The sequence below is a fragment of the Nocardiopsis sp. CNZ308 genome, from assembly GCF_004217075.1.
The window spans coordinates 4,067,902-4,091,123 of record NZ_SHKJ01000001.1; the positions used below are offsets into that span (position 1 = coordinate 4,067,902).

Annotated in this window: 18 protein-coding genes; 4 read left to right on the forward strand and 14 right to left on the reverse strand. The window is 72.9% G+C overall.

The window, feature by feature from the left end; translation table 11 throughout:
• Positions 1–22: 22 nt before the first annotated feature.
• The 5 genes from EV372_RS17600 to EV372_RS17620 all read right to left on the reverse strand — a co-directional run bounded on the left by EV372_RS17600 (position 23) and on the right by EV372_RS17620 (position 5,903).
• Positions 23–2,182, reverse strand: coding sequence for a prolyl oligopeptidase family serine peptidase (locus EV372_RS17600; protein ID WP_130396864.1), 2,160 nt, complete (start codon positions 2,180–2,182; stop codon positions 23–25).
• A 192-nt stretch (positions 2,183–2,374) separates the two neighbouring features.
• Complete coding sequence (locus EV372_RS17605; RefSeq protein ID WP_130396865.1) at positions 2,375–3,517, reverse strand: amino acid ABC transporter permease; 1,143 nt, start codon at positions 3,515–3,517, stop codon at positions 2,375–2,377.
• Positions 3,514–4,188, reverse strand: coding sequence for an amino acid ABC transporter permease (locus tag EV372_RS17610; protein ID WP_013151722.1), 675 nt, complete (start codon positions 4,186–4,188; stop codon positions 3,514–3,516). The genes EV372_RS17605 and EV372_RS17610 overlap by 4 nt, the downstream gene beginning before the upstream one ends.
• 78 nt (positions 4,189–4,266) lie before the next feature.
• Positions 4,267–5,115 (reverse strand): glutamate ABC transporter substrate-binding protein, encoded by an 849-nt coding sequence (locus tag EV372_RS17615; RefSeq protein WP_130396866.1) that lies wholly within the window; start codon positions 5,113–5,115, stop codon positions 4,267–4,269.
• Between the two features lie 44 nt (positions 5,116–5,159).
• Entirely contained in the window at positions 5,160–5,903 is a 744-nt protein-coding gene (locus EV372_RS17620) for an amino acid ABC transporter ATP-binding protein (RefSeq protein ID WP_013151724.1), read from the reverse strand.
• Between the two features lie 313 nt (positions 5,904–6,216).
• On the opposite strand from EV372_RS17620, the gene miaB reads away from it, so the two are divergent.
• Positions 6,217–7,683 carry a tRNA (N6-isopentenyl adenosine(37)-C2)-methylthiotransferase MiaB gene (gene miaB / locus EV372_RS17625; protein WP_026337902.1) on the forward strand — a complete coding sequence of 489 codons (1,467 nt, stop codon included), beginning with the start codon at positions 6,217–6,219 and terminating at the stop codon, positions 7,681–7,683.
• 118 nt (positions 7,684–7,801) lie between these two features.
• Here the strand turns inward: miaB and EV372_RS17630 are convergent, their stop codons facing one another.
• The 3 genes from EV372_RS17630 to miaA all read right to left on the reverse strand — a co-directional run bounded on the left by EV372_RS17630 (position 7,802) and on the right by miaA (position 11,084).
• A complete protein-coding gene (locus tag EV372_RS17630; protein ID WP_130396867.1) occupies positions 7,802–9,067 on the reverse strand; it encodes a cytochrome P450 family protein in 1,266 nt (421 codons plus the stop codon).
• 17 nt (positions 9,068–9,084) lie between these two features.
• A complete protein-coding gene (locus EV372_RS17635) occupies positions 9,085–9,870 on the reverse strand; it encodes a TetR/AcrR family transcriptional regulator (protein ID WP_130396868.1) in 786 nt (261 codons plus the stop codon).
• Between the two features lie 221 nt (positions 9,871–10,091).
• The gene (gene miaA, locus EV372_RS17640; protein ID WP_130396869.1) at positions 10,092–11,084 is read right to left on the reverse strand and encodes a tRNA (adenosine(37)-N6)-dimethylallyltransferase MiaA; all 993 of its coding nucleotides are present in this window, start codon (positions 11,082–11,084) and stop codon (positions 10,092–10,094) included.
• A gap of 74 nt (positions 11,085–11,158) precedes the next feature.
• On the opposite strand from miaA, the gene dapF reads away from it, so the two are divergent.
• Entirely contained in the window at positions 11,159–11,983 is an 825-nt protein-coding gene (gene dapF, locus EV372_RS17645) for a diaminopimelate epimerase (RefSeq protein ID WP_130396870.1), read from the forward strand.
• 163 nt (positions 11,984–12,146) lie between these two features.
• Here dapF and EV372_RS17650 read toward each other — a convergent pair whose 3' ends face one another.
• From EV372_RS17650 to aceB, 6 genes are all read right to left on the reverse strand, one after another.
• Positions 12,147–13,229, reverse strand: a complete 1,083-nt coding sequence (locus EV372_RS17650; protein WP_130396871.1) for a CU044_5270 family protein — start codon at positions 13,227–13,229, stop codon at positions 12,147–12,149.
• Complete coding sequence (locus tag EV372_RS17655) at positions 13,196–13,765, reverse strand: RNA polymerase sigma factor (RefSeq protein WP_013151731.1); 570 nt, start codon at positions 13,763–13,765, stop codon at positions 13,196–13,198. Before EV372_RS17655 ends, EV372_RS17650 begins: the two co-directional genes overlap by 34 nt.
• 111 nt (positions 13,766–13,876) lie before the next feature.
• Complete coding sequence (locus EV372_RS17660) at positions 13,877–15,199, reverse strand: (Fe-S)-binding protein (RefSeq protein WP_130396872.1); 1,323 nt, start codon at positions 15,197–15,199, stop codon at positions 13,877–13,879.
• Positions 15,200–15,226: 27 nt separating this feature from the next.
• Positions 15,227–16,426, reverse strand: coding sequence for an FAD-binding oxidoreductase (locus tag EV372_RS17665; protein ID WP_130396873.1), 1,200 nt, complete (start codon positions 16,424–16,426; stop codon positions 15,227–15,229).
• Between the two features lie 34 nt (positions 16,427–16,460).
• Complete coding sequence (locus tag EV372_RS17670) at positions 16,461–17,942, reverse strand: FAD-linked oxidase C-terminal domain-containing protein (protein WP_130396874.1); 1,482 nt, start codon at positions 17,940–17,942, stop codon at positions 16,461–16,463.
• Between the two features lie 147 nt (positions 17,943–18,089).
• Positions 18,090–19,694, reverse strand: a complete 1,605-nt coding sequence (gene aceB, locus EV372_RS17675; RefSeq protein WP_130396875.1) for a malate synthase A — start codon at positions 19,692–19,694, stop codon at positions 18,090–18,092.
• Between the two features lie 330 nt (positions 19,695–20,024).
• Here aceB and hflX point away from each other — a divergent pair, with 330 nt between their 5' ends.
• Together hflX and EV372_RS17685 are read left to right on the forward strand one after the other, a co-directional pair.
• Positions 20,025–21,563: a GTPase HflX gene (gene hflX / locus EV372_RS17680; RefSeq protein ID WP_013151736.1), complete on the forward strand. Its 1,539-nt coding sequence runs from the start codon at positions 20,025–20,027 to the stop codon at positions 21,561–21,563.
• A 445-nt stretch (positions 21,564–22,008) separates the two neighbouring features.
• Positions 22,009–23,217, forward strand: coding sequence for an amidohydrolase family protein (locus EV372_RS17685; RefSeq protein WP_130396876.1), 1,209 nt, complete (start codon positions 22,009–22,011; stop codon positions 23,215–23,217).
• The last annotated feature ends 5 nt before the right edge of the window (positions 23,218–23,222 follow it).

The window sequence follows — 23,222 nt, forward strand, 5'->3', positions numbered from 1 at the left end:
CGCCCGCTCCGTTTCCGGAGGGTCAGTCGCTGACGGCCGTCGGGCCGGTGGTGGCCTCCGCGGGCCTCGGGGATCCGCCGTCCTGCCCGTCCTGCCCGGGGTCCCGCGCGAGCGCGTCGGCGCTGTCCTCCGCGCTCGGGGCGTCACCGGACTCCCCTGCGACCTCCGCGCCGGGCGCCCGGGAGCCCTCCGCGGCCGGTTCCGCGCCGTCCCCGGCGGTCCCGGTCTCCGGCGGAGCGGTCACCAGCTCCAGCGGCGCCACGTCGGCCTCGAACCCGAACACCCGCGCGTAGAAGGCCAGCTCCGTCTCCAGGGAGCGGATCCGCGCCTCCTGCCCGGTGAACCCGTGTCCCTCGCCCTCGAACTCCACCAGCGCGTACGGCGCCCCGCGCCGCCCCAGCGCCGTCGCCATCGCCGTGGCCTGGTCCGGGGTCACGACCCTGTCCTCCAGGCCCTGCACCAGCAGCACCGGCACGTCGATCTCCCCGGCGCGGTTGACCGGGGAGCGCTCCCGGTACCGCTCCACGAACCCCGGCAGCGTCCCCACCAGGGAGTCCAGGAACCGCGACTCGAAGTCGTGCGTGGTCTCGCTGAACCCCAGCAGGTCGGTGACCCCGAAGAGGGACACCCCGCACGCGAACGTGTCCCCGGTCAGCGCCATCAGCGCCGTGTACCCGCCCGCGCTCGGACCGCGGATGGCCAACCTGCGGGGATCGGCCACCCCCTGTTCCACCAGGGCCCGGGCCGCGGCCACGCAGTCCTCCACGTCCACCACGCCCCACTCCTTGTGCAGGCGCTTGCGGTACGGGCGCCCGTACCCCGTGGAGCCGCCGTAGTTGACGTCCACCACACCGATTCCCCGGCTGGTGAAGTAGGCCTTGGCCAGGTCGAACTCCAGCGTGCTGACCGACACCGGGCCGCCGTGCGCCCACACCACGTACGGCGCGGGGCCGTCCGCGGACGCGTCCGGGTGGGTCGGCGGGTACACGTTCGCGTGCACCGGCGCACCGTAGCGGCCCGGCAGCGTCTCCTGGCGGGGGACGGGCAGGTAGGCGGTGTCCGGCAGCTCCCCGGCGGCCCGGCGCAGCACCTCCACGCCACCCGAGACCGGGTCCAGCCGCACCAGGCACGGCGGCTCGGTCGGCGAGGAGGCCACCGCCACCACGGTGCGTCCGTCGGTGTCCAGCATCGACCACGTGGTCAGGCCGGTCGCCACCGGCGTCAGGTCCAGGGTGTCGGGGTCGTACACGCTCGGGGTCAGGTCGGCGTGCCCGTGCAGCGCCACCACCCGGCCCGAGTCCAGCACGCAGAACGACCGGTTGCCCAGACGGCCGGGGGAGGCGTGGAACTCCTCCTCGGCCGGGTACAGCGCCAACGCCTGCCCGGTCATCCCCGCCTGGTACAGGTTCCACCAGCCCGGCCAGTCCGAGGCCACGTACAGCGTCGCGTCGTCGGCCCAGGTCGGGGAGACCACCGACTCGTCCACACCGCCCTTGAGGGTGTACTCGCCGGTCAGCCCGGTCTCGCCCAGGGCGCCCACCCTCAGTTCGCTGCCGTCCCAGGGCATCCTGGGGTGGTTCCACCGCACGTAGGCCAGGTGGGCGCCGTCCGGCGACGGGGTGGGGGAGGCGTAGAAGTCCGCGCCCGAGACCAGTTCGCGCACCGCGGAGGGGTCCTGCGCGCCCCGGCCCGACAGCGGCACCGACACGATCGAGCGGCGGACCGCCCCCTCCTCGTGCCTCTCGCGCACGCACAGCACGGCCCGCCCGTCCGCGCTCAGGGCGGGGTCGGCGTAGCGTGAGGCGCCGTCGTCGGGGGTGAGCGGCACCGGCTCCGAGGAGCCGCGTTCCAGCAGGTAGAGGCGCTGGTCGGAGGACTGGGAGAACACCACGCCCATACGGGTGATGGCCTTGTCGTCGCGGCGCGGGACCGGCAGGTAGGCGCGCCCGCCGTACTCGTGCACCCGGGTCCCCGCGCTCCAGGGCGCTGACAGCAGGTCGGTCACCGTTCCGTCGGCGTCGCGCCGCATGAGGGTGGTCCGCCCCTCCTCGGGGCGCCCCTCCTCCCACCAGACCTCCGCGCCCGCGACGGACGGGAACGCCATCCGCCGCACTCCTCGGGCGACGTCACCGGCGCTGATGGGCGATGGCCAGGAGCCGTGGGGGCTCGACAGTTCAGACATGTCCGCTCAGGATGGGTCTTGGGTTCGATGCGATGACATGTCGACCTTAGCCCTCGTTCGCCCGCTTGTGCAGTCCCGAAGGACCCTCCGCGCGGAGTCCCCGGAACCGCCCCGCGCGAGGCCGCGACGACGACGGCCCCGTACGCGCCGAGGGGCGCGCACGGGGCCGTACCGGCCGTGGGGAAGGAGGGGTCAGCCCTTCCGCTCCCCCGTGCCGTCCGCGTCGTCGCCGTCGTCGGACTGCGCCGGGCGGGACCCGTCCAGCGCGTCGGGCAGCGGCTCCTGCACGGTGGGCTCCACCGCCACGGACCCGGCGGGGCCCTTCGCCTTGACGCCGCCGCCTCCGGTGCCGCCCCCGGGCGCGGTCACGGGCTGGGCCGGGATGTCCCCGCCGCCGGTGGGCTTGGCCGAGGGCCGACCGCGGCGGGCGTTGCGCCGCTCCAGCCAGATCGCGACCCGGCTCAGCGAGAGGTTGATGGCGATGTAGATGGCCGCGCAGATGATCGCGGCCGGGATCACGTTGCCCTCGCGCGTGGCCAGCAGGGTGAAGCTGCGCAGCATCTCGGGGAAGGCGATGATGTAGCCCAGCGCGGAGTCCTTGAGCAGGACCACGAGCTGCGCCACGATCGCGGGCATCATCGCGGTGATCGCCTGCGGGATGAGGATCATCCGCATGTTCTGGCCCCGGGTCATCCCGATGGCCTGCGCGGCCTCGGACTGGCCCTTGGGCACCGCGAGGATGCCCGCGCGGAAGACCTCCGCCAGCACGGAGCCGTTGTACAGGGTCAGGCCCGTGACGACGGCGGCCAGCGCCGAGACCTGGAAGGTGCCCGGGGGGATGTCGAACACCTGGTAGGCCACGATGGGCAGCGCCATCGTGAAGAAGATCAGCATCAGCAGCGGGATGCCGCGGAAGAACTCCACGACGGCCCCGGCCGGAACGCGGATCCACCACTTGTCGGACAGGCGGCCGATGCCGAACACCAGGCCGAAGACGATGGCCAGGACCGAGGCGGTCAGCGCCGCGGTCAGCGTGTTCTGCAGACCCGGGACGACGTAGTCGGTCCAGGTGGCGGGCCGCAGGAACGGCTCCCACTTGTCCGCCGTCCACTCGCCCGAGGGGTTGACCGCCCAGGTGGCCGGGTCGCCCAGCGGTCCCCAGGTGAGCGGGTTGAACAGCGAGAACCCGGTGTCGCGCAGGGTTCCGTTGAACCCCAGGTACAGGACGGCCAGGCCGATCAGGGCCAGGAACACGGTGACGACCGTGTAGAGGGCGTTGCGCCTGCGGGCCTTGGGGCCGGGCGCGTCGAAGAGGACGGAGCTCTGCGCGCTCATCGGACCACCGCCACGCGCTTGGAGAGCCAGCCGAAGAAGTAGCCGGTCGGCAGGGTCAGGATCAGGAAGCCGATCGCGAAGCCGACGAAGGTCGGCAGGACCGGGGCGATGCCCTGGTCGAACATGAGCTTCATCTCCCTGGACGCCTCCTGAACGCCCAGCCCCGCGACGGAGGCGACGGTCGTGTTCTTGATCAGCGCGATGAGCACGCTGCCCAGCGGGCCGACGACGGTGCGCAGCGCCTGCGGGATGACGATCATCCGCAGGTTCTGGGTGAAGGTCAGGCCCAGCGAGCGGGCCGCCTCCACCTGGCCGAGGGGGATCGTGTTGATCCCCGCGCGCAGCGACTCCGAGACGAAGCAGGCGGTGTAGCCGGACAGGCCGATGACCGCCCACCAGAACACGTCCCACGCGACGCTGTCGGCCAGGGCGATCCCCAGGGCGCTGTTCAGGCCCAGGCCGCAGAAGAGCAGGACCAGGGTCAGGGGCGTGCTGCGGATGCCCTCGACGTAGGCGGTGGCCAGACCGCGCAGGAGCGGGACGGGGGAGACCCGCATGGCCGTGAGCAGGACGCCCAGGACGAAGGAGAAGAGGGCGCTGAGGAGGGTGAGCCGGACGGTCCATGAGAAACCGTCGACAACCCTGTCGATATTGCTGAGAAAGGCTTCCATGGGTCCCAGCTGGTCAAGGGCCGGGCGGCGGGGCCGGGGTCGGCCCCGCCGCTGGGCGCACGGTCGGGGAAGGGGTGCCTACTGGCAGGCGTCGACCTCGGGAGCGGTCTCCTCGTAGGCGAAGTCGGTCTCACCGAAGGCGGTCTCCAGGGCCTCGACCGCGTAGCCCTCGTCCCACATCTTCTGGATGGCGGCGTTGACCTCCTCGCACCGCTCCGTGGAGCCGGCGGGCAGGCCCACGCCGTAGCGCTCCTCGCCGAAGGGGTTGTTGACCACGCGGTAGGTGCCCGGGTCCTGCGCGGCGAAGCCCGCGAGGATGGTGTTGTCGGTGGTCACCGCGTCGACGGTGCCGTTGCCCAGCAGGGACAGGCACTCGGAGTAGTTGCCCGCCTCGCGCAGCTCGGCGTCGATGCCCATGTCGTCGACGATGTTGTTGGCCGAGCGGGAGCCGGAGGCCGAGCACAGGACCTTGCCCGCCAGGTCCTCGGGGCCCTGGATGTCCTCGTTGTCGGCCTGGACCAGGATGTCCTGCTGGGCGACGTAGTACGGGCCGGCGAAGCTGACGACCTGGCGGCGCTCGTCGGTGATCGAGTAGGTGGCGATCACCATGTCGACGGTGCCCTGCTGGAGGAAGGACTCGCGGTTGGCGGAGGCGGCCTCGGTCCACTCGATCTGCTCGGGCTCGTAGCCGAGCTCACCGGCGATGTAGGTGGCCACGTCCACGTCGAAGCCGACGGGGGCGTCGCCGTCCAGCAGGCCCAGGCCGGGCTGGTCGTACTTGACGCCGATGGTGATGGTGTCGCCGCCACCCTCGCCGCCGCCCTCGTCGCCGCTGCCGCCGCCGACGTCGGCGGTGCCACAGGCGCTGAGGGCGAAGGCCAGGGCCGCGGTGCCGCCCAGGATGGTGCTGATGCGACGGACTCGCATGTGGGGTACCTCTTCCTTGCTTCGTGCGAAGAACGCGGGGAAACCTAGTGGGTCAGGATCTTGGACAGGAAGTCCTGGGCGCGCTCGGACCGGGGGTTGGTGAAGAACTCGTCGGGGGTGTTCTCCTCCACGATCTGTCCGTCGGCCATGAAGACGACCCGGTTGGCCGCGCGGCGCGCGAAGCCCATCTCGTGGGTGACCACGACCATCGTCATGCCCTCGGAGGCGAGGTCGGTCATGACGTCGAGGACCTCCTGGACCATCTCCGGGTCCAGTGCCGAGGTCGGCTCGTCGAAGAGGATCACCTTGGGGTTCATCGCCAGGGCGCGGGCGATCGCCACGCGCTGCTGCTGGCCCCCGGAGAGCTGCGCAGGGTACTTGTTGGCCTGGTTGCCGATCCGGACGCGCTCCAGCAGTTCCATGCCCCGGGCGTCGGCCTCGGCCTTGTTCATGCGCAGGACCTTGGTGGGGCCCAGGGTCACGTTCTGGAGCACGGTCTTGTGGGCGAACAGGTTGAACGACTGGAAGACCATGCCCACGTCGCTGCGGAGCCGGGCCAGGCCGCGGCCCTCCGCGGGCAGCGGCTGTCCGTCCAGCGTGATGGTGCCGGCGTCGATCGTCTCCAGGCGGTTGATCGTGCGGCACAGCGTCGACTTGCCGGAACCGGACGGCCCGATGACGACTACCACCTCGCCGGAGTTAACCGTCAGATCGATGTCGCGGAGCACGTGCAGGTCGCCGAAGTGCTTGTTGACGTTCTCCAGCACGACGAGAGGAGTTGAGGTCATGTTCGGAACCTAATGGGTCCATGTTGCCGTGTCATCACGAAATCGCCGTCCGTCTGCGGAGTAGCAGACTTGTTACGGCGTGATCGGCGAAACTGTTATGGGTTTGGACGGTTAAGTGGCCGTTTGTCGCTCCCCGTTGCGGTTCCGTTCTCCAGCGTCTCACATCGGCCACTTCCGGACGCGCTCCGCCTCCCCGTCCGACGCGGGGTCCCGGGGAAAGCCCCAGGCGGGGGCGGCGGGCCCCTTCCGTGGTCTCCGCGCGGTCCACGGCACCGGATAGCCTGGTCCCGTGAGCCAGAGTCGTACCTACCAAGTGCGGACCTACGGCTGCCAGATGAACGTCCACGACTCCGAGCGCCTCTCCGGTCTGCTGGAGGACGCTGGGTACGCGCGCGCAGCCGAGGACACCACCGCAGACATCGTCGTCTTCAACACCTGTGCGGTCCGGGAGAACGCCGACAACCGCCTGTACGGCAACCTCGGGCACCTGCGCCCGGTCAAGGACGCCAATCCTGGGATGCAGATCGCCGTCGGGGGCTGCCTGGCGCAGAAGGACCGCGGCGAGATCGTGCGCCGGGCGCCCTGGGTCGACGTCGTGTTCGGCACCCACAACATCGGCTCCCTGCCCGCCCTGCTGGAGCGCTCCCGCGTCCAGCGGGAGGCGCAGGTGGAGATCGCCGAGTCCCTGGAGCACTTCCCCTCCACACTGCCCAGCCGCCGCGAGTCCGCGTACGCGGCGTGGGTGTCGGTCTCCGTGGGCTGCAACAACACCTGCACCTTCTGCATCGTGCCCGCGCTGCGCGGCAAGGAGCAGGACCGCCGCCCCGGCGACGTGCTCGCCGAGGTGCGCGCCCTGGTCGACGAGGGCGTCAGCGAGATCACCCTGCTCGGCCAGAACGTCAACGCCTACGGCAGCGGCTTCGGCGACCGGCAGGCCTTCTCCAAGCTGCTGCGCGCCTGCGGCGAGATCGAGGGGTTGGAGCGGGTGCGCTTCACCTCCCCGCACCCGCGCGACTTCACCGACGACGTCATCGAGGCCATGGCCGAGACCCCCAACGTCATGCCGCAGCTGCACATGCCGCTCCAGTCGGGGTCGAGCCGGGTCCTCAAGGCCATGCGCCGCTCCTACCGCCAGGAGCGCTTCCTGGGCATCGTGGAGAAGGTGCGCGCCGCCATGCCGCACGCCGCGATCACCACCGACATCATCGTGGGCTTCCCCGGCGAGACCGAGGAGGACTTCCAGGAGACGCTGCACGTGGTCCGCGAGGCGCGGTTCTCGATGGCGTTCACCTTCCAGTACTCCAAGCGCCCCGGGACCCCGGCCGCGACCATGGAGGACCAGGTCCCGCCGGAGGTGGTCAAGGACCGCTACCAGCGCCTGGTCGACCTCCAGGACCAGATCTCCTGGGAGGAGAACCAGAAGCTGGTCGGCCGCGAGGTCGAGCTGCTGGTCGCCGAGGGCGAGGGCAGGAAGGACGGCGAGCACCGCCGCCTGTCCGGCCGCGCCCCCGACAACCGCCTCGTGCACTTCGCGGTCGGTGACGGCGACGACCCGCGCCCCGGCGACACGGTGACCGTGGAGGTCACCTACGCCGCCCCGCACCACCTGGTGGCCGACTCCGGCGTGCGCGCCCTGCGGCGCACCCGCGCGGGCGACGCCTGGGCGGCCCGCAACGGCCAGCCGGTCCAGGAGAGCAAGCCGCAGGTGCTCCTGGGCATGCCCAGGATCGGCGTTCCGGCCGAGGAGCCCGCCCCGGCGGGCGGCTGCTGCGAGATCTGACCCCGCGAAGCGGTCGCGGCCCCCGGCGCCTTCGCGCCGGGGGCCGCTGTCGTCCGCGCGGCTCCCGCCGGTGGCGGATCCGCGCGGACCGGGGCGGGACGGCCGTGCGGGCGCGGCCTCAGAGCCGGACCGGCAGGCTGTCCAACCGCATCGCGCCCGGAACCCTCCCGGGCAGGGGCTCACGACCGGGGGCCAGGGACAGGCCGGGGTAGGCGGTCAGCAGGGAGCCGACCGCCACCTCGCCCTCCTGGCGGGCCAGGGCCGCGCCCAGGCAGTAGTGGATGCCGTGGCCGAACCCCACGTGCGCCTCGCCGGGGCTGCCCTGGTGGCGGGTGATGTCGAAGCGGTGCGGGTCCGGATGGACCCTCGGGTCGCGGTTGGCGCCCGCCAGGACCGCGATCGCCCGCTCGCCCGCGGCCAGGCGGCCGCATCTGAGTTCGACGTCCTCGGCCGCGTACCGCGCCTTGGAGATCACGGCGGTGCCCCCGTAGCGGAGCATCTCGTGTACGGCGGAGGGCAGCAGCCCGGGGTCGTGCCGCAGGATCTCCCACTGGGCCGGGTGGTCGAGCAGGGCCCGCACCCCGTTGCCCAGCAGGTGCGCGGTGGTCTCGTGCCCGGCGATGACGAGGGTGAACACCAGGGTGATCAGCTCGCTCTCGCTCAAGCGCCCGCCGTCCTCGTCGCGCGCCCTGACCAGGGCGCCGAGCAGGTCCTCGCTCGGCCGGGCCCGGCGCTCGGCGAGCATCCCCTCGATGTGGCCGATCATCTCGCCGAGCGCGTCGTTCATCAGCTCGGGCCTGGTGGGGTCGAACCTGGACAGCTGGTCGCTCCACGCCCGCCAGGTCCCGCGGTCCTCCTCCGGAACGCCGACCAGGTCGCAGATGACCGCGATCGGCAGCGGGTAGGAGAAGTGCGGCATGAGGTCCACGACCCCGTCCCCGTCGGCGAGGTCGGGCAGCCGCGCGAGCAGGTCGTCGGTGACGCGCTGGACCGAGGGCCGCAGTTCGTTGACCCGGCGCACGGTGAAGGTGCGCGACACCAGCTTGCGCAGCCGCGTGTGGTCGCCGCCGTCCTTGTCCAGGAGGGACTCGGTCAGGTAGGTGATCAGGTCGGGGCGGATGCCCAGTCCCCTGAGCGCGTCGGAGCGGGTGGCCTGGGCCCGCCCGCCCGACACGTTCGCGGGGTCCAGCACGAAGCGCCGGTCGCTGAGGATGGTCCGCACGTCCTCGTCGTCGACGAAGAGGACGGCCTTCTGGGTGTCCACGAACAGGGCCGGCGCCGAGCCGCCCGCGGCCCGGACCCGGTCGATCACGGAGTGGGGGTCGGCGGTGAACTCGGGGGAGCGCAGGTCGATCAGTTCGTCGGACGGGGTCGCGGCTGTCATGGGCCCTCCTCGGGGGCTCAGGTGGAGCGTGTCGTCTGTTTCTGCCGGGTGATCTCCTCGTGCAGGCGCTCGTCCAGCGCGGAGAAGAGCGCCAGGGCCCTGTCCCGGGCCCGACGGGTGTCCTCCGGGGAGGCGTCCTGTTCCAGGAGCAGTCGGATGCTCCGGGCCATGAGCTCGGCGCGCGTGCCGTGGTCGGGCACGTGCATGCCCTGGCTCTCCAGCACCGGGGGCGTGACCAGGTGGCCCATGACCAGGGAGTTGTAGGCGTACAGCTGCTCGTCGGGGGCGCGGTCAGCGTTCAGCAGGCCGTGCTCGCGCAGGATGTCCCAGTAGGTCCGCAGGGCCCTCTGCCGCTCCCGGACGGTGTCGCCGACCAGGGAGGCCGCGTCGCGGGAGAGGTTGCCCAGGGACTCGGTGCCGTTGGAGAACAGCGCGCGGATGGTCGGCGAGTCCAGGTGGAACAGGTAGAGGGCGCGGGCGACCTCGCTGGGCCGGACGTTCTCGGGTGAGGCGTGCATGGAGTCCAGGATCCGGCGCAGCACGCCGAGCTGCGCCCGCATGACCACCGTGAGGAGGAGCGCCTCCTTGGTGGAGAAGTGCAGGTAGACGGTCCCCTTGCCGATCTTGGCCCGCCGGGCGACGTCCTCGATGGTGATCTTGCGGTGCCCCCAGGCGACCATCAGCTCCTCCGCCGCGTCCAGGATGCGGTCGGCGCGCAGTTCGCGCTCGCTGGCGGTCGGGGATGTGGATGGGGCCACGGTGTACTCCTGCGAGTCGAGGGCGTGCGAGGTGTCGCTGACCACGCGTGTTGACGCCGATGACCATATCCCCACCTCCCTCCCTCTGACTGTGTGACCAGTTTTGAAATCTGGTCACACAGTCAAAGTAGGTCACCCGGGAGGCCGGGGCAAGGGTTTTCGGGAGGGAAAGCGGGAGCGGGTCGTGCGAGGCCGACGGCCGGGCCCTCGCGGGCCCGGCCGTCACGTGCGGGCGGGTGTGCGGCGGAGGCGGACCCGCCGCGGGGTCAGCGCGCGGAGCGGGGCACCCAGGTCGACACGTCCACCAGCGCCTCGCCCGGCTCCTCCGAGGTTCCCGACAGGGCCCGCTCCACCTGGGCCAGAGCGCGTTCCACCAGGTCGGGGGAGTCGTAGGGGAGCCAGCGCACCCGCGGGTCGCGCCGGAACCACGACTCCTGGCGGCGGGCGAACCGGCGGGTGGCCTGGGCGGTGTCGGCCTTGGCCTCCTCCTCGGACAGCGCGCCGTCCAGCTGGGCGAGCGCCTGCGCGTAGCCGAGCGCGCGCGAGGCGGTCCGGCCCTCGCGCAGCCCGAGCTTGTCCAGCTCGCGGACCTCCTCCAGCAGGCCCTGCTCCCACATGCGGTCCACACGGGTGCCGATGCGCTCGTCCAACTCGGTGCGCGGAGCGGTCAGGCCGATCTGCGTGCACGGGTAGAAGGAGGTGTGGTCGGGCAGGTTCGCGGTGAACGGCTCCCCGGTCAGCTCGATGACCTCCAGGGCGCGCACGATCCGCCGTCCGTTGCCCGGCAGGATGGCGCGGGCCGCCGCGGGGTCGGCCTCGGCCAGACGGGCGTGCAGGACGCCCGGGCCGAGGTCGCCGAGCTCCGCCTCCAGGCGCGAGCGGACCGCGGGGTCGGTGCCGGGGAAGTTCAGGTGGTCCAGGACCGAGCGCACGTACAGGCCCGAACCGCCGACCAGGACGGGAAGGACGTCGCGGTCGGCGCACTGCTCGACGCGGTCGCGGGCCATGTCCTGGTAGCTGGCCACGTCCGCTGGCTCGCTGACCTCCCACACGTCGAGCAGGTGGTGGGGCACCCCGCGTCTCTCGGCGTCGGTGAGCTTGGCGGTGCCGATGTCCATGCCGCGGTAGAGCTGCATGGAGTCGGCGTTGATCACCTCGCCCCGGCGCCCCGTGCGCTCCTCCAGCCGCAGGGCCACCTCGACGGCCAGGTCCGACTTGCCCACAGCGGTCGGGCCGACGACCGCGATCACCTTGATCATTCCTCCAGCGTAGTCAGCCCCGGACCCGGCCCGACCGCGGAGCGGGACGGGGGAGGTGGTCGTGCGCGCCTAGGATGGTCGGCATGCGATTCGCCAAGGGCCACGGAACAGAGAACGACTTCGTGATCCTCCCCGACCCCGACGGGGAGCTCGACCTCACGGAGGAGGCCGTCCGCCTGCTGTGCGACCGCCGGGCCGGGATCGGCGCGGACGGCGTCCTGCGGGTGGTGCGCACGCGCGCCCTCGGTGAGGCCCTCGCCCCGGCCGCCCGCACGGCCGAGCGCTCCGAGTGGTTCATGGACTACCGCAACGCCGACGGGAGCGTCGCCGAGATGTGCGGCAACGGTGTGCGGGTGTTCGCCCGCTACCTGCTGCACGCCGGGCTCGTCGAGGGCGACCGCTTCGAGGTGGGCACCCGCGACGGCGCCAAGGAGGTCCAGGTGGAGGCCGACGGCGGCATCACCATAGACATGGGCCGGGTGGAGATGCAGGGGACCTCCTCCGCCAAGCTCGCCCGGCAGGTGGTGCACGGTGAGCAGATCTCCGTGGGCAACCCGCACCTGGCCTGCGAGGTGACCGTGCCGGTCGCCGAGGTGGACCTGAGCGAGCTGCCGGTGCTGGACGGGGAGGCCTTCCCGTCCGGGGCGAACGTCGAGGTGTACCGCGAGGTGGCTCCGGGTGTGCTGGAGATGCGCGTGTACGAGCGCGGTTCGGGGGAGACCCGCTCCTGCGGGACCGGGATCGTCGCCGCCGCCGCCGCGGCCACGCCCCGCGGGGAGGGCGCGACCTGGAGGGTGCGGGTCCCGGGCGGCGAGTGCACCGTCTTCCTGGACGCGGACGGCGCGAGGCTGAGCGGCCCGGCCGTCATCGTGGCCGAGGGCGAGACGAGCCTGATCTGACCCCGCGTCGGCCCGCGCGTCGGCGCGGGGCGGGCCGGTGCCCGGCCGGGGTTCGCGCGACGCCCCCCGGCCCCGTGCACCGGGCCGCACGGACCGGCTTCCCCGTCCCAGGGGGCGGAGCGCCGGTCCAGGCTCCCGGCCGGGGTCTGCCGGGCGTCCCGCCTCAGCTTCCGGGACGCGCGCCGACCTCCTCCACCCAGCCGGACCAGACGAAGGACCGGTAGGACGTGGTCACCGGCAGCTCCAGTCCGTGCTGGGCCAGGGAGCCCTCACCGCCCTCCTCCTCCAGCACGGTGGCGTCGCGGTAGAGCAGGTCCCCGGTGTCGGGGGCGAAGAGGTAGCGGTAGCGCGTCACCTGGTCGGACTCCGCGACCCGCACCTGGAAGAGTTCTCCCTCACGGGCCAGGGGGTCGCGCGTGCCCCCCGCGTACTCGACGCCGGGAAGCCCGGCCAGGACCCCCATGAGGGCCGCCTCCTCGGCCCCGTCCAGGGGGCGGTGGTCGTAGAGGTTGTTCAGGGCGTTGACGAGGGCGGCGTCGGTCGCGGGGTCCTCCCCGCTCCAGGCGACGAGGGCGTCGGCCATGGCCCCGGCCCCGGTGGGCAGCTCCTCGGGGAACAGCAGGACCGGATCCAGCCTCTCCTCCACGTCCTCGGCCTGCCGGTCGAGAAACTCCCGGTGCTCCTCCGCGTCGCCGGCGGTGTCCTCGGCCGCGCCCGGGGTGCTGACCGCGCGGGTGCCGCCCTCGGGGTCCTGCCAGTGCTGCCACTGGTAGGGGATGAACCCCGCGCTGTGCAGGTCCTCGTCGCTGGGCTCCTCACCGGTGTAGCTGGTGACGGCGAGCAGTTCCACACCGGAGGAGGAGACGTAGGCGACGTCGCCCTCGCCCGGGGCGTCACCGCCGTCGCGGGCGGTCTCGGCCAGGGCGAGCAGCCGCTGCTCACCGGGTTCGGGGGCGGAGCCGACCACCTCCAGGGGGGTGGGCGGCGCGGCGTAGGCTGCGGGGACGCCGACGGGGTCCCCGGAACCGGTGCCGAGGACGAGCACGGCGGCGGTGGCGGCGGCCGTGAGGGCGGCGGCGCCGGCCAGGGCCGGGGGGCGGAGCCACAGGGGGCGGCGGGCGGGGGTGTCGTTCATCAGGGTGATGGCCTTCGTCCGTGCGCGCTGGCGGTCGGCGTGGCCGACCGTCTCCCCGGCGCGCGGGTCGGTGTCGTTCAGGAGCGTGCGAAGCGCGGTGACGTCGTCCACGAGGCGTCCTTCCTGTCCTCGGCGGGGTGTGCGGTGTCGTCCATGAGCGCCTGGAGGCGCTTGCGGGCGCGGTGCAGCCGTCCGCGCGCGGTCACGGGTGAGCAGCCCACCACGCGCGCGGCCTCGCGGCTGCTCAGGCCCTCCCAGGTCACGAGCATCACGAGCTCGCGGTCGGTGCCGGAGAGCCGGGCCAGGGCGCTCAGGGCCGTCTGGCGGCGGACGACGCGCTCGGCGTCGTCCTGGGAACCGCCCCAGGCCTCCTCCGGGGGAGGGGGGACCTCACCGCGCTTCCTGACCTCGCGCAGCTTGGCGAGGGTGATACGGCGGGCGCAGGCGTACAGCCAGGGCAGTTCCCGGCCCTCGGGCACCCCCGTCCGCCGTCGCCAGGCGACCGCGAAGGACTCCGAGGCCACGTCGTCGGCCAGATCGGGGCCGACCCTGCGGCGGGCGTAGTCGTACACCGCGTCGTAGTACCGCTCGAACAGCGCGTTGAACGCCGTGTGGTCGGGTGGGTCGCTGTTGTTGTCGCGCACCATCGGCAGCTCCTCTCTCCCCCTTGTGTCGCCGGAGCGGCCGTTGTTCGGGGGGAGGACGGGAAAACCGCCGGAAGACATGTGGTGTGCGTCACAAGGGCGGGTCGGGTCGCCTCAGCGAGATCCCAGCAACCGCGCCACGGTCAGCCCCCGCAGGGAGGCGTCCAGCACCCGGGCGGTGTGGGTCACCGCCACCGGAGAACCCGCGCGGTCCATGGCGGAGGCTATCTGGAGCGAGCACCCCGGGTTCCCCGACACCAGGACGTCGGCGCCGGTGGAGGCCACGTCCCGCCCCTTGCGGTCGCCGAGCTCGCGGGCGGCCCCGGGCTTGAGCAGGTTGTACACCCCCGCCGAGCCGCAGCAGATCTCGCCGTTGGGCAGGTCGGACACGCGCAGCTCCGGAATCCCCGCGAGCAGGGCCCGGGGCGGCCGGGTGACGCCCTGGCCGTGGGAGAGGTGGCACGCGTCGTGGTAGGCCACGTGCAGGGGGAGGGGATGGCGCTCGGCCCGCGGTCCCAGCTCCACCAGGAATTCGGTGAGGTCCGCGACCCGCTCGGCCTGGGCCCGCCCCCGACGCACCCAGGCCGGGTCCGCGCCCGCCTCGGTCAGGGTGCGGTCGAAGTGCTTCATGCTGGACCCGCACCCGGCCGAGTTGACCACGATCCGGTCCACTCGCTCGCGTTCGAACACCTCGATCAGGCTCCGGGCGAGGTCGGCCGACTCCTCCATCCGCCCGGCGTGCCCGGACAGGGCCCCGCAGCAGCCCTGGGCGCGGGGGATCACCACGTCGCAGCCCTCCAGAGCCAGCACCCGCGCGGTCGCGGTGTTGACCTCGGGGAAGAACGCCCCCTGCACGCAGCCCACCAGCATGCCCACCCGGGCCCGCGCCCGCCCCACCGCGGGCACCAGCTCCGGCAGCGCGGGAGGGGGAGACGACAGCGGCGGCGAGATGCGCTCCATGGTGGCCAGGGCGGGGGAGACCCGCTCCAGCAGCCCCGTGCGCCGCACCAGCGAGGAGACGCCGCTGGCCTGGTAGGCGCGCAGCGGCCCGCGCAGCAGCCCCAGCCTGCGCCGGTACGGGAACAGCGCGAAGATCGCCCCGCGCAGCGCCCGCTCGCCCGCGGGCCGCTCGTGCTCCCTCTCCACCCGGTGCCGGGTGGTGTCGATGAGCGCGTCGTAGGCCACCCCCGACGGGCAGGCGGACACGCACGCCAGGCAGCCCAGGCAGTTGTCGAAGTGCCCGACCGCGGTCTCGGTCAGCACGTCCTCGGTGTGCGTCTGCGCCATCAGGTGGATCCGCCCGCGCGGCGAGTCCATCTCCTGGCCCCACAGCACGTGCGTGGGACAGGTGGGCAGGCAGAAACCGCAGTGGACGCAGTCGTTGAGCAGGTCGGAGAACAGCCGGTCGCGCTCGTCCGCGGTCGTCGGGTCGGTCACGGGCCCTCCCAGGGTGTTCGCACGTGTTCAGATACCGCCCGCGAAGCGCCCGGGGGCCAGGCGGTGTCCGGGGTCGAGGGAGTCCTTGACCGCCCGCATCAGCGGGAGTCCGGGCACCTCGCCCCACAGGTCCACACCGGCGGCGTGGACGTGCGGTTCCGCGCGCAGCAGGGTCATCGTCCAGCCGGGCGCCGAACGCACGCCGTCGAGCACGGCCGCCACCTCGGCGGCGCCGGCGCCCGGCGGGAAGGACGCGTACAGCGCCCCCGCCCGGGCCGAGCCGCTGACGCCCGCGCCGGACAGCTCGTGCACCCGCACCGCGGCCCGGACGCTCTCGGCGGGCGGCACCGACACCAGGGCGAGCGTGCCCTCGGCGGGCAGCACGCCCCAGCCCTCGGGCAGGGCGTCGGCCACGTCGGGCTCCGTGCCGGTGGCCGCGGCGATCTCGGCCGTCCGCGCCCCGAGGCCGTCCGGCGTGCCCTCCAGCACCACCCGCAGACTCGCCGAGGGCCAGTCCAGTTCGACCGCCGCGGGCGTCGCCGTGCACCCGCGCAGCGCCCTCAGCAGGCGCTCGGCGTGCTCCGCGCGGGACGCCCGGAGGGTCAGCACGCGCAGGGCCCGGGGGAGCGGGTGCAGGCGGAAGGCCACCGAGGCGATCACGCCCAGGGTGCCCAGGCCGCCGGTGTGCAGCTTGGCCAGGTCGTACCCGGCCACGTTCTTGACCACCCGGCCCCCGCTGCGCGCCACCACGCCGTCGGCGCGCACCACCGTCATCCCGATGACCAGGTCGCGCAGCGCCCCGGTGAGCAGGCGGCGCGGACCGCTCACGCCCGTGGCCACCATCCCGCCCACGGTGCCGCCTGTGCGCACGGGGTCCGCCGACAGCCGCTGTCCGGCGGCGGCCAGCACGTCGTACAGCTCGGCCACGGGGGTCCCCGCGCCCGCCTCCACCACCAGGTCGCCCGCGATGTGCTCGATCCACGACAGGTCGGCGGTGTCCACGAGCAGGTCCAGCCCGCGCGGGAGGCCGCCCCAGTCCAGGGCCGTGCCCCCGCCGCGCGCGACGACGGCCAGCCCCTCCCGGGCGGCGGACGCCATGACCCGGGCCAGACCCCGGGTGTCGGCGGGACGCGCCACGCGCGCGGGGACCAGGCCGCCCACCGCGTCGGCGTCGGTCCCCTCCCGCAGGGCTCCGCCCCGGGCGTCCGGCCCCTCGACGAGTGTCACGCGTCCTCCCCCGTGCTCGCGGTCCGTCCGCGCCTCAGAACTGCTCGGCCCTTCCCGCCTCCACCAGCGGGTGCACCCCCGTGCGCACTCCGGGCCGCTCGCCGCACAGGCGCGGGGTGGGCAGCAGCTTGTCCGGGTTGGCGATCCCGTCCGGGTCCAGGGCCCGGCGGAACAGGTCGAAGGTGGCCAGGTCGTCGGGGCCGTACATGCGCGGCATCTTGCACGCCTTGTCCACGCCCACCCCGTGCTCGCCGGTGATGGAGCCGCCGTGCTCGATGCACAGGTCGAGGATGGCGCCGGAGACCTCCTCGGCCCGCTCCGCCGCGCCCGGCTCGGCGTCGTCGAAGAGCACGAGCGGGTGCAGGTTGCCGTCCCCGGCGTGGAAGACGTTGGCGACGCGGATGCCCGAGGCGGCCGACAGTTCGGTGATGCGCCGCAGCACCTCGGGCAGGGCCGTGCGCGGGACGACGCCGTCCTGGACGATGTAGGCGGGGCTGATCCGGCCGACGGCGGCGAAGGCCGACTTGCGGCCCTTCCAGATCCGGGCGCGTTCGTCGGCGTCGCTGGCGGTGCGGGTCTCGAAGGCGCCCGCCTCCGCGCACAGCCGGGTGACCTCGGCGAGCTGGGCCCCGACCTCCGCGGCGGGCCCGTCCAGCTCCACGACCAGCACGGCCGCGGCGCCCGCGGGGTAGTCGCAGGCCACGGCCCTCTCGGCGGCCTCGATGGCCAGCGCGTCCATCATCTCCACGGCCGAGGGCAGCACTCCGGCGGAGATGATGGAGCTGACCGCCCGGCCTCCCGCGTCCATCGAGGCGAAGGCCGACAGCAGGGTGACGGTGCGTTCGGGCGACCGGGTGAGGCCGACGGTGATCCGGGTGGCCACGCCCAGGGTGCCCTCGGAGCCGACGAAGGCCCCGACGAGGTCGTAGCCGTGCGCGCCGGGGTTCTTGCCGCCCAGGCTCACCTGCTCGCCGGAGGGGGTGACGATGTCCAGGCCGCGCACGTGGTTGACGGTGAACCCGTACTTGAGGCAGTGGGCGCCGCCGGAGTTCTCGGCGACGTTGCCGCCCACGGAGCACACCTGCTGGCTGGAGGGGTCGGGCGCGTAGTAGTAGCCGTGGGGCGCGGCGGCGCGGGTGACGTCCAGGTTGGCCACACCGGGTTCGACGACCGCGCACTCGTTCTCGACGTCGATCTCCAGGACGCGGCGCATGCGCGAGGTGACCAGCAGGACGCCCTCGGCGTGGGGGAGCGCTCCCGCGGACAGGCCGGTGCCCGCGCCGCGCGGGACGAAGGGCACGCCGTTCTCGGCGCACAGGCGCACGACGGCGGCGACCTGGTCGGCGGTGGTGGGCAGCACCACGACGCCGGGAAGGGCGCGGTGGTGGGGCAGCCCGTCGCTCTCGTAGGTGCGGCGCTGGGCGGCGTCGGTGAGCACGCCGTCCTCGCCGCAGATCCGGCGCAGCCGCGGGACGAGCCCGGCCACGGCCGCCTGGGCCGTATCGGTCTCGGACATGGGCGCCTCCCGGTTCCACCTGCGCGGACACGGACGGTCCCGCCCGCTGGCGGACGCGACCTCGCAAGGTGAACGTACGACTGCACCCCTCGCCTAGGCAAGGGGTGCAGTGGAAGTTGCCTTCCGTCTTATGAAATCAACACCGGGCTACGGCATGCGCTCGTAGGCGGGCAGCGTCAGGAAGTCGACGTACTCGTCGGCCAGGGCCACCTCGGTGAACAGTTCGCCGGCCTGCTGGTACAGGTTTTCGTCGAAGTCCGCGCCCAGCTGCTCGCGGATGGCGGCGAGCTCCTCGTCGATGATCCCCCGGACCAGGTCGGCGGTGACCTTGGGGCCGTTGTCGAGCGTGATGTCGTTGTGCAGCCACTGCCAGACCTGGGAGCGGGAGATCTCGGCGGTGGCGGCGTCCTCCATGAGGTTGTGGATGGCCACCGCGCCGTTGCCGCCCATCCACGTCGCCAGGTACTGCAGGGCGACGTTGACGTTGCCGCGCAGGCCCGCGAGGGTGACGCCGCCCGGGGTCCTGTCCACGGCCAGCAGGTCCTCGGCCGAGACCTCGACCTCGGGGCGCTGCTTGTCGATCTGGTGGGGGCGCTCGCCCAGGACGCCGTCGAAGACCTCCATGGCCACCGGGACCAGGCCCGGGTGGGCGACCCAGGAGCCGTCGAAGCCGTCGCCGGACTCGCGGGACTTGTCGTCGCGGACCTTGGCGAAGGCGGTCCTGTTGACCTCCTCGTCCCTGCGGGAGGGGATGAAGGCCGCCATGCCGCCGATGGCGTGGGCGCCGCGCTTGTGGCAGGTCTTGACCAGCAGTTCGGTGTAGGCGCGCATCATCGGCGCGGTCATCGTGACGGCGTTGCGCTCGGGCAGCAGGAACCTGCGGCCGCGGGTGCGGTGCGTCTTGATGATGCTGAACAGGTAGTCCCAGCGGCCCGCGTTGAGGCCCGCGGAGTGCTCGCGCAGCTCGTAGAGGATCTCCTCCATCTCGAACGCGGCCGGGATGGTCTCGATGAGGCAGGTCGCGCGGATGGTGCCGCGCGGGATGCCCAGGCGCTCCTGGGCCAGGACGAAGACGTCGTTCCACAGGCGCGCCTCGAGGTGGCTCTGCATCTTGGGCAGGTAGAAGTAGGGCCCCCTGCCCTTGTCGATCTGGCGCTGGGCGCAGTGGAAGAAGTAGAGGGCGAAGTCCAGCAGGCCGCCGCTGACGCGCTGGCCGTCCACGAGGACGTGCTTCTCGTCCAGGTGCCAGCCGCGCGGACGCACGACGACGGTGGCGAGCTCGCCGTCCTCCTTCAGGGCGTAGGTCTTGCCCTGGGGGGAGGTGAAGTCGATGGTGCGGTCGAGGGCGTCGCGCAGGTTGAGCTGGCCCCCGATCATGTTCTCCCACAGCGGGGTGTTGGCGTCCTCGAAGTCGGCCAGCCACACCTTGGCGCCGGAGTTGAGCGCGTTGATGGTCATCTTGCGGTCGGTGGGGCCGGTGATCTCCACGCGGCGGTCCGTGATGCCCGGGGCGGGAGGGGCGACCCGCCAGCTGTCGTCCTCACGGATGTGCTTGGTCTCGGGGAGGAAGTCGAGGTCGGCCCCGGCCGAGATCTGCTCCTGCCTGGCCACCCGGGCTTCGAGGAGCTCCTGGCGGCGCGCCTCGAAGGCGCGGTGCAGTTCGGCGACGAGGGCGAGGGCGTCCTCGGTGAGGATCTCGTCGAACCGTTCGTGGAGGGGGCCGGTGATCTCGACCCCGTGCGTGGCGCCCATGGAAAACCTTCCGCAATACGAAATAAGCTTTTGGTATGTGGAAAACGAAGCTACCGTCCGGTTCGCGGACGGTCAACGTCGCGCGTGTCTCACCGACCGGGGAGTTTCCCTGGACGGGAAGGTCGCGAAAACTTCTCCCGCGACGTCGGCGCCCGTCGTCGGGACGGACACCGGACCCGGCCCCGGTCCCATGGAGTGTCGTGCCCGCCGTGCCCTGCGATAATTCAGGTGCCCTCGCGAAGGTGAGATGCCACCATCGACAGGGCGCCCGCCACCGCCCGGTCGCGGGAAGAATCGCGGCGGCGGCCACGTTGACCCACCTGGAGGGATATGAATACAGCTGACACCCGCGGAAGCGTTCACGACGGCCACGAGGCCGAGGACGCGTTCCGCGAGGCGATCACCGTCGGGGACGGGGTCGACGCACACGACGCGTCCCGCGAGGCCAAGGCCACCGGCGGCGACCGCTACGACGACCCGGACAACGCCCCCGACCAGGGCGAGATGGAACTCGCCGAGCGCCACGCGCTGCGCCGGGTTCCGGGACTGTCCACCGAACTCACCGACGTCACCGAGGTCGAGTACCGCTCCCTGAGGCTGGAGCGCGTCATCCTCATCGGCGTGTGGACCAGCGGCTCACAGGCCGACGCGGACAACTCGCTCACCGAGCTCGCCGCCCTGTCCGAGACCGCGGGCGCGCTCGTGCTGGAGGGGGTCACCCAGCGCCGCTCCAAGCCCGACCCCGCCACCTACGTCGGCAAGGGCAAGGCCGCCGAGCTGCGCGACATCGTGGAGGCCACCGGCGCCGACACCGTGATCTGCGACGGGGAACTCACCCCCGGCCAGCTGCGCCAGCTGGAGGACGTGGTCAAGGTCAAGGTGATCGACCGCACGGCTCTGATCCTGGACATCTTCGCCCAGCACGCGCGCAGCAGCGAGGGCAAGGCCCAGGTCGAACTCGCCCAGCTCAGCTACCTGCTGCCGCGACTGCGCGGCTGGGGTGACGCCCTGTCCCGCCAGGCGGGCGGCTCCGGCGGCGGTGGCGCGGGCGGCGGCGTGGGCCTGCGCGGCCCGGGTGAGACCAAGATCGAGACCGACCGCCGGCGCATCAACGACAAGATGGCCAAGCTGCGCCGCCAGCTCGCCCACATGCGCACCGCCCGCGACGTCAAGCGCGACGTCCGGCGCACCCGTTCGGTGCCGTCCGTGGCCATCGCCGGGTACACCAACGCGGGCAAGTCGAGCCTGCTCAACCGGCTGACCGGCGCCGGGGTCCTGGTCGAGAACGCCCTGTTCGCCACCCTGGACCCGACCGTGCGCCAGGCCCGCACGCCCGACGGCCGCGGGTTCACGCTCAGCGACACCGTCGGCTTCGTCCGGCACCTGCCGCACCAGCTCGTGGAGGCATTCCGCTCCACCCTGGAGGAGGTCGCCGACTCCGACCTGGTCCTGCACGTGGTCGACGGGTCCCACCCCGACCCCGAGAGCCAGATCAGCGCGGTCCGGCACGTCTTCGCCGACATCGACGCCGGTGACGTGCCCGAGCTCATCGTGGTCAACAAGGTGGACGCCGCCGACCCCGACGTGCTCAAGGCGCTGCGCACCCGCTACCCGGACATGGTCGAGGTGTCGGCCCGTACCGGCGAGGGCGTTCCCGCGCTGGTGGAGGCGGTCGCCGCGGCGCTGCCCGAGCTGGCGCACGAGGTGCGGGCGCTCGTCCCGTACTCGCGGGGCGACCTCATCGCCCGGATCCACGAGGAGGGGCGCATCCTCAGCGAGGAGCACACCGCCGAGGGCACGGCGATCCACGCCTTCGTGCCGGCCCTGCTCGCGGGCAGACTCGACGAGTACACGCCCAGCACGGCCTGAGGCACGCGCGGTCCGCCGCGCACGGCCGGGGCGCTCCCCACGGGGCGCCCCGGCCTCGCCGTGTCCGGGGCGGGCCCCGGCGGCTCACGGACGCGCCCCGGTGAGGCGGGCACACGCCAACACCCAGATCACCGAGGTCGCCGGTGGCACCGATCACCCGGTGTGCCCGCGGTCTTTGTTGGGAGAGCGTCCTATTGGTCCTCCCGGGGAGGTGTACACGGAGTCCGCGGATGGACTACGGTTTTGGAGCACTGGCCGACAGTGGCCGCTGTCCCGCGACAGCCGACCCCTCTGCCACTGTCACGGCACCGCGGCGGCCGCAGGCCGCTCCCCACCGGCTCTGTCGGACCGCTCCAGATACGAGGTCGCCATGTCCGCCCGTGTATCCCACGACCGTGTCCCGCAGCCGCACCGGTGGACCTGACCGGCGAGGGCGGACGACCCCATGACGGCGGTACTCCTCAGCAACATCGGCCGGCTGTGGACCGGGAGCGAGCTGATCACCAAGGCCGCGCTCCTGATGGACGACGACCGGGTGGCCTGGGTCGGGCCCGCCGCCGAGCTCCCCCAGAGCATCCCGGGCGTGGTGGACGACCTCACCGACGTCGACGACGTCGTCAACATCGGCGGCGGCATGATCACCCCCGGGCTGATCGACGCCCACTGCCACCCGGTGTACGCGGGGGACCGCTACGCCGAGGTCAACATGTGGGCCAAGGGCGCCTCCAAGGGGGACATCTTCGCGGCCGGGGGCGGTGTCTCCACCACCGTCACCATCACCCGGGGAACCGACCCCTGGACCCTGTGCAACGCGGTCCGCGAGCGGCTCCGGCACTGGGTGCTGACCGGCACCACCACCGTGGAGGCCAAGACCGGCTACCACCTGACCAGGGACGGCGAACTGGCCGACGTGCGCCTGCTGCGCTCCCTGGAGGAGGAGCCGGGCATGCCGCGCCTGCACGTCACCTTCTTCCCCGCGCACGGGGTGCCGCCCGAGTTCTTCGGCAGACCCAGGGAGTACGCGGCCACCGCCGCCTCCTGGCTCAGCGACGCCGCGCTGGCCGGTGCCGACGGGGTGGACGTGTACTGCGACAACCAGCAGTTCACCACCGAGGACGCCCGCATGCTGCTGGGGGCGGGCCAGTCCGCGGGGCTGCGCACCACCCTGCACGCCTGCTCGCGCCCCCGGCACGGCGCCGTGCGCATGGCCGCCGAGATGGGCTGCTCCTCGGTGGACCTGCTGCACGAGACCGACGAGCAGGACGTCCTGGCGCTGGCCGCCACCCGCACACCGGTGGTGGCCTGCCCGACGACCTCGCTGCACGAGCGCCGCACCCCGCCGGTGCGGGCGCTGCTCGACCACGGCGTGCCCATCGGGCTGGGCACCGACCACAACCCCGGCCAGTCGGGCACGATGTCGATGCCGCTGGTGATCTCCCTGGCCATCTCCATGTTCGAGATGACCGTGCAGGAGGCCCTGTACGCCGCCACGGTGGGCAGCGCACGCGCCCTGGGCCTGACCGACCGGGGCGTGCTCGCGCCCGGCAGCCTAGCCGACCTCGTCCAGTGGGACGCCGACCACGAGGGCGCCTTCGCCTGGTCGATGGGCCTCAACACCCTGCGGGTGTGGCAGGGCGGCAGGACCATCCGCTGAGGCGC

Coding starts and splice junctions, on each gene's coding strand:
- hflX (WP_013151736.1), top strand. CDS start 20,025: ATGAATACAGCTGACACCCGCGGAAGCGTTCACGACGGCCACGAGGCC.
- EV372_RS17610 (WP_013151722.1), bottom strand. CDS start 4,188: ATGGAAGCCTTTCTCAGCAATATCGACAGGGTTGTCGACGGTTTCTCA.
- miaA (WP_130396869.1), bottom strand. CDS start 11,084: ATGATCAAGGTGATCGCGGTCGTCGGCCCGACCGCTGTGGGCAAGTCG.
- EV372_RS17630 (WP_130396867.1), bottom strand. CDS start 9,067: ATGACAGCCGCGACCCCGTCCGACGAACTGATCGACCTGCGCTCCCCC.
- EV372_RS17600 (WP_130396864.1), bottom strand. CDS start 2,182: ATGTCTGAACTGTCGAGCCCCCACGGCTCCTGGCCATCGCCCATCAGC.
- EV372_RS17615 (WP_130396866.1), bottom strand. CDS start 5,115: ATGCGAGTCCGTCGCATCAGCACCATCCTGGGCGGCACCGCGGCCCTG.
- EV372_RS17620 (WP_013151724.1), bottom strand. CDS start 5,903: ATGACCTCAACTCCTCTCGTCGTGCTGGAGAACGTCAACAAGCACTTC.
- dapF (WP_130396870.1), top strand. CDS start 11,159: ATGGTCGGCATGCGATTCGCCAAGGGCCACGGAACAGAGAACGACTTC.
- EV372_RS17670 (WP_130396874.1), bottom strand. CDS start 17,942: ATGTCCGAGACCGATACGGCCCAGGCGGCCGTGGCCGGGCTCGTCCCG.
- EV372_RS17605 (WP_130396865.1), bottom strand. CDS start 3,517: ATGAGCGCGCAGAGCTCCGTCCTCTTCGACGCGCCCGGCCCCAAGGCC.
- aceB (WP_130396875.1), bottom strand. CDS start 19,694: ATGGGCGCCACGCACGGGGTCGAGATCACCGGCCCCCTCCACGAACGG.
- EV372_RS17685 (WP_130396876.1), top strand. CDS start 22,009: ATGACGGCGGTACTCCTCAGCAACATCGGCCGGCTGTGGACCGGGAGC.
- EV372_RS17655 (WP_013151731.1), bottom strand. CDS start 13,765: ATGGTGCGCGACAACAACAGCGACCCACCCGACCACACGGCGTTCAAC.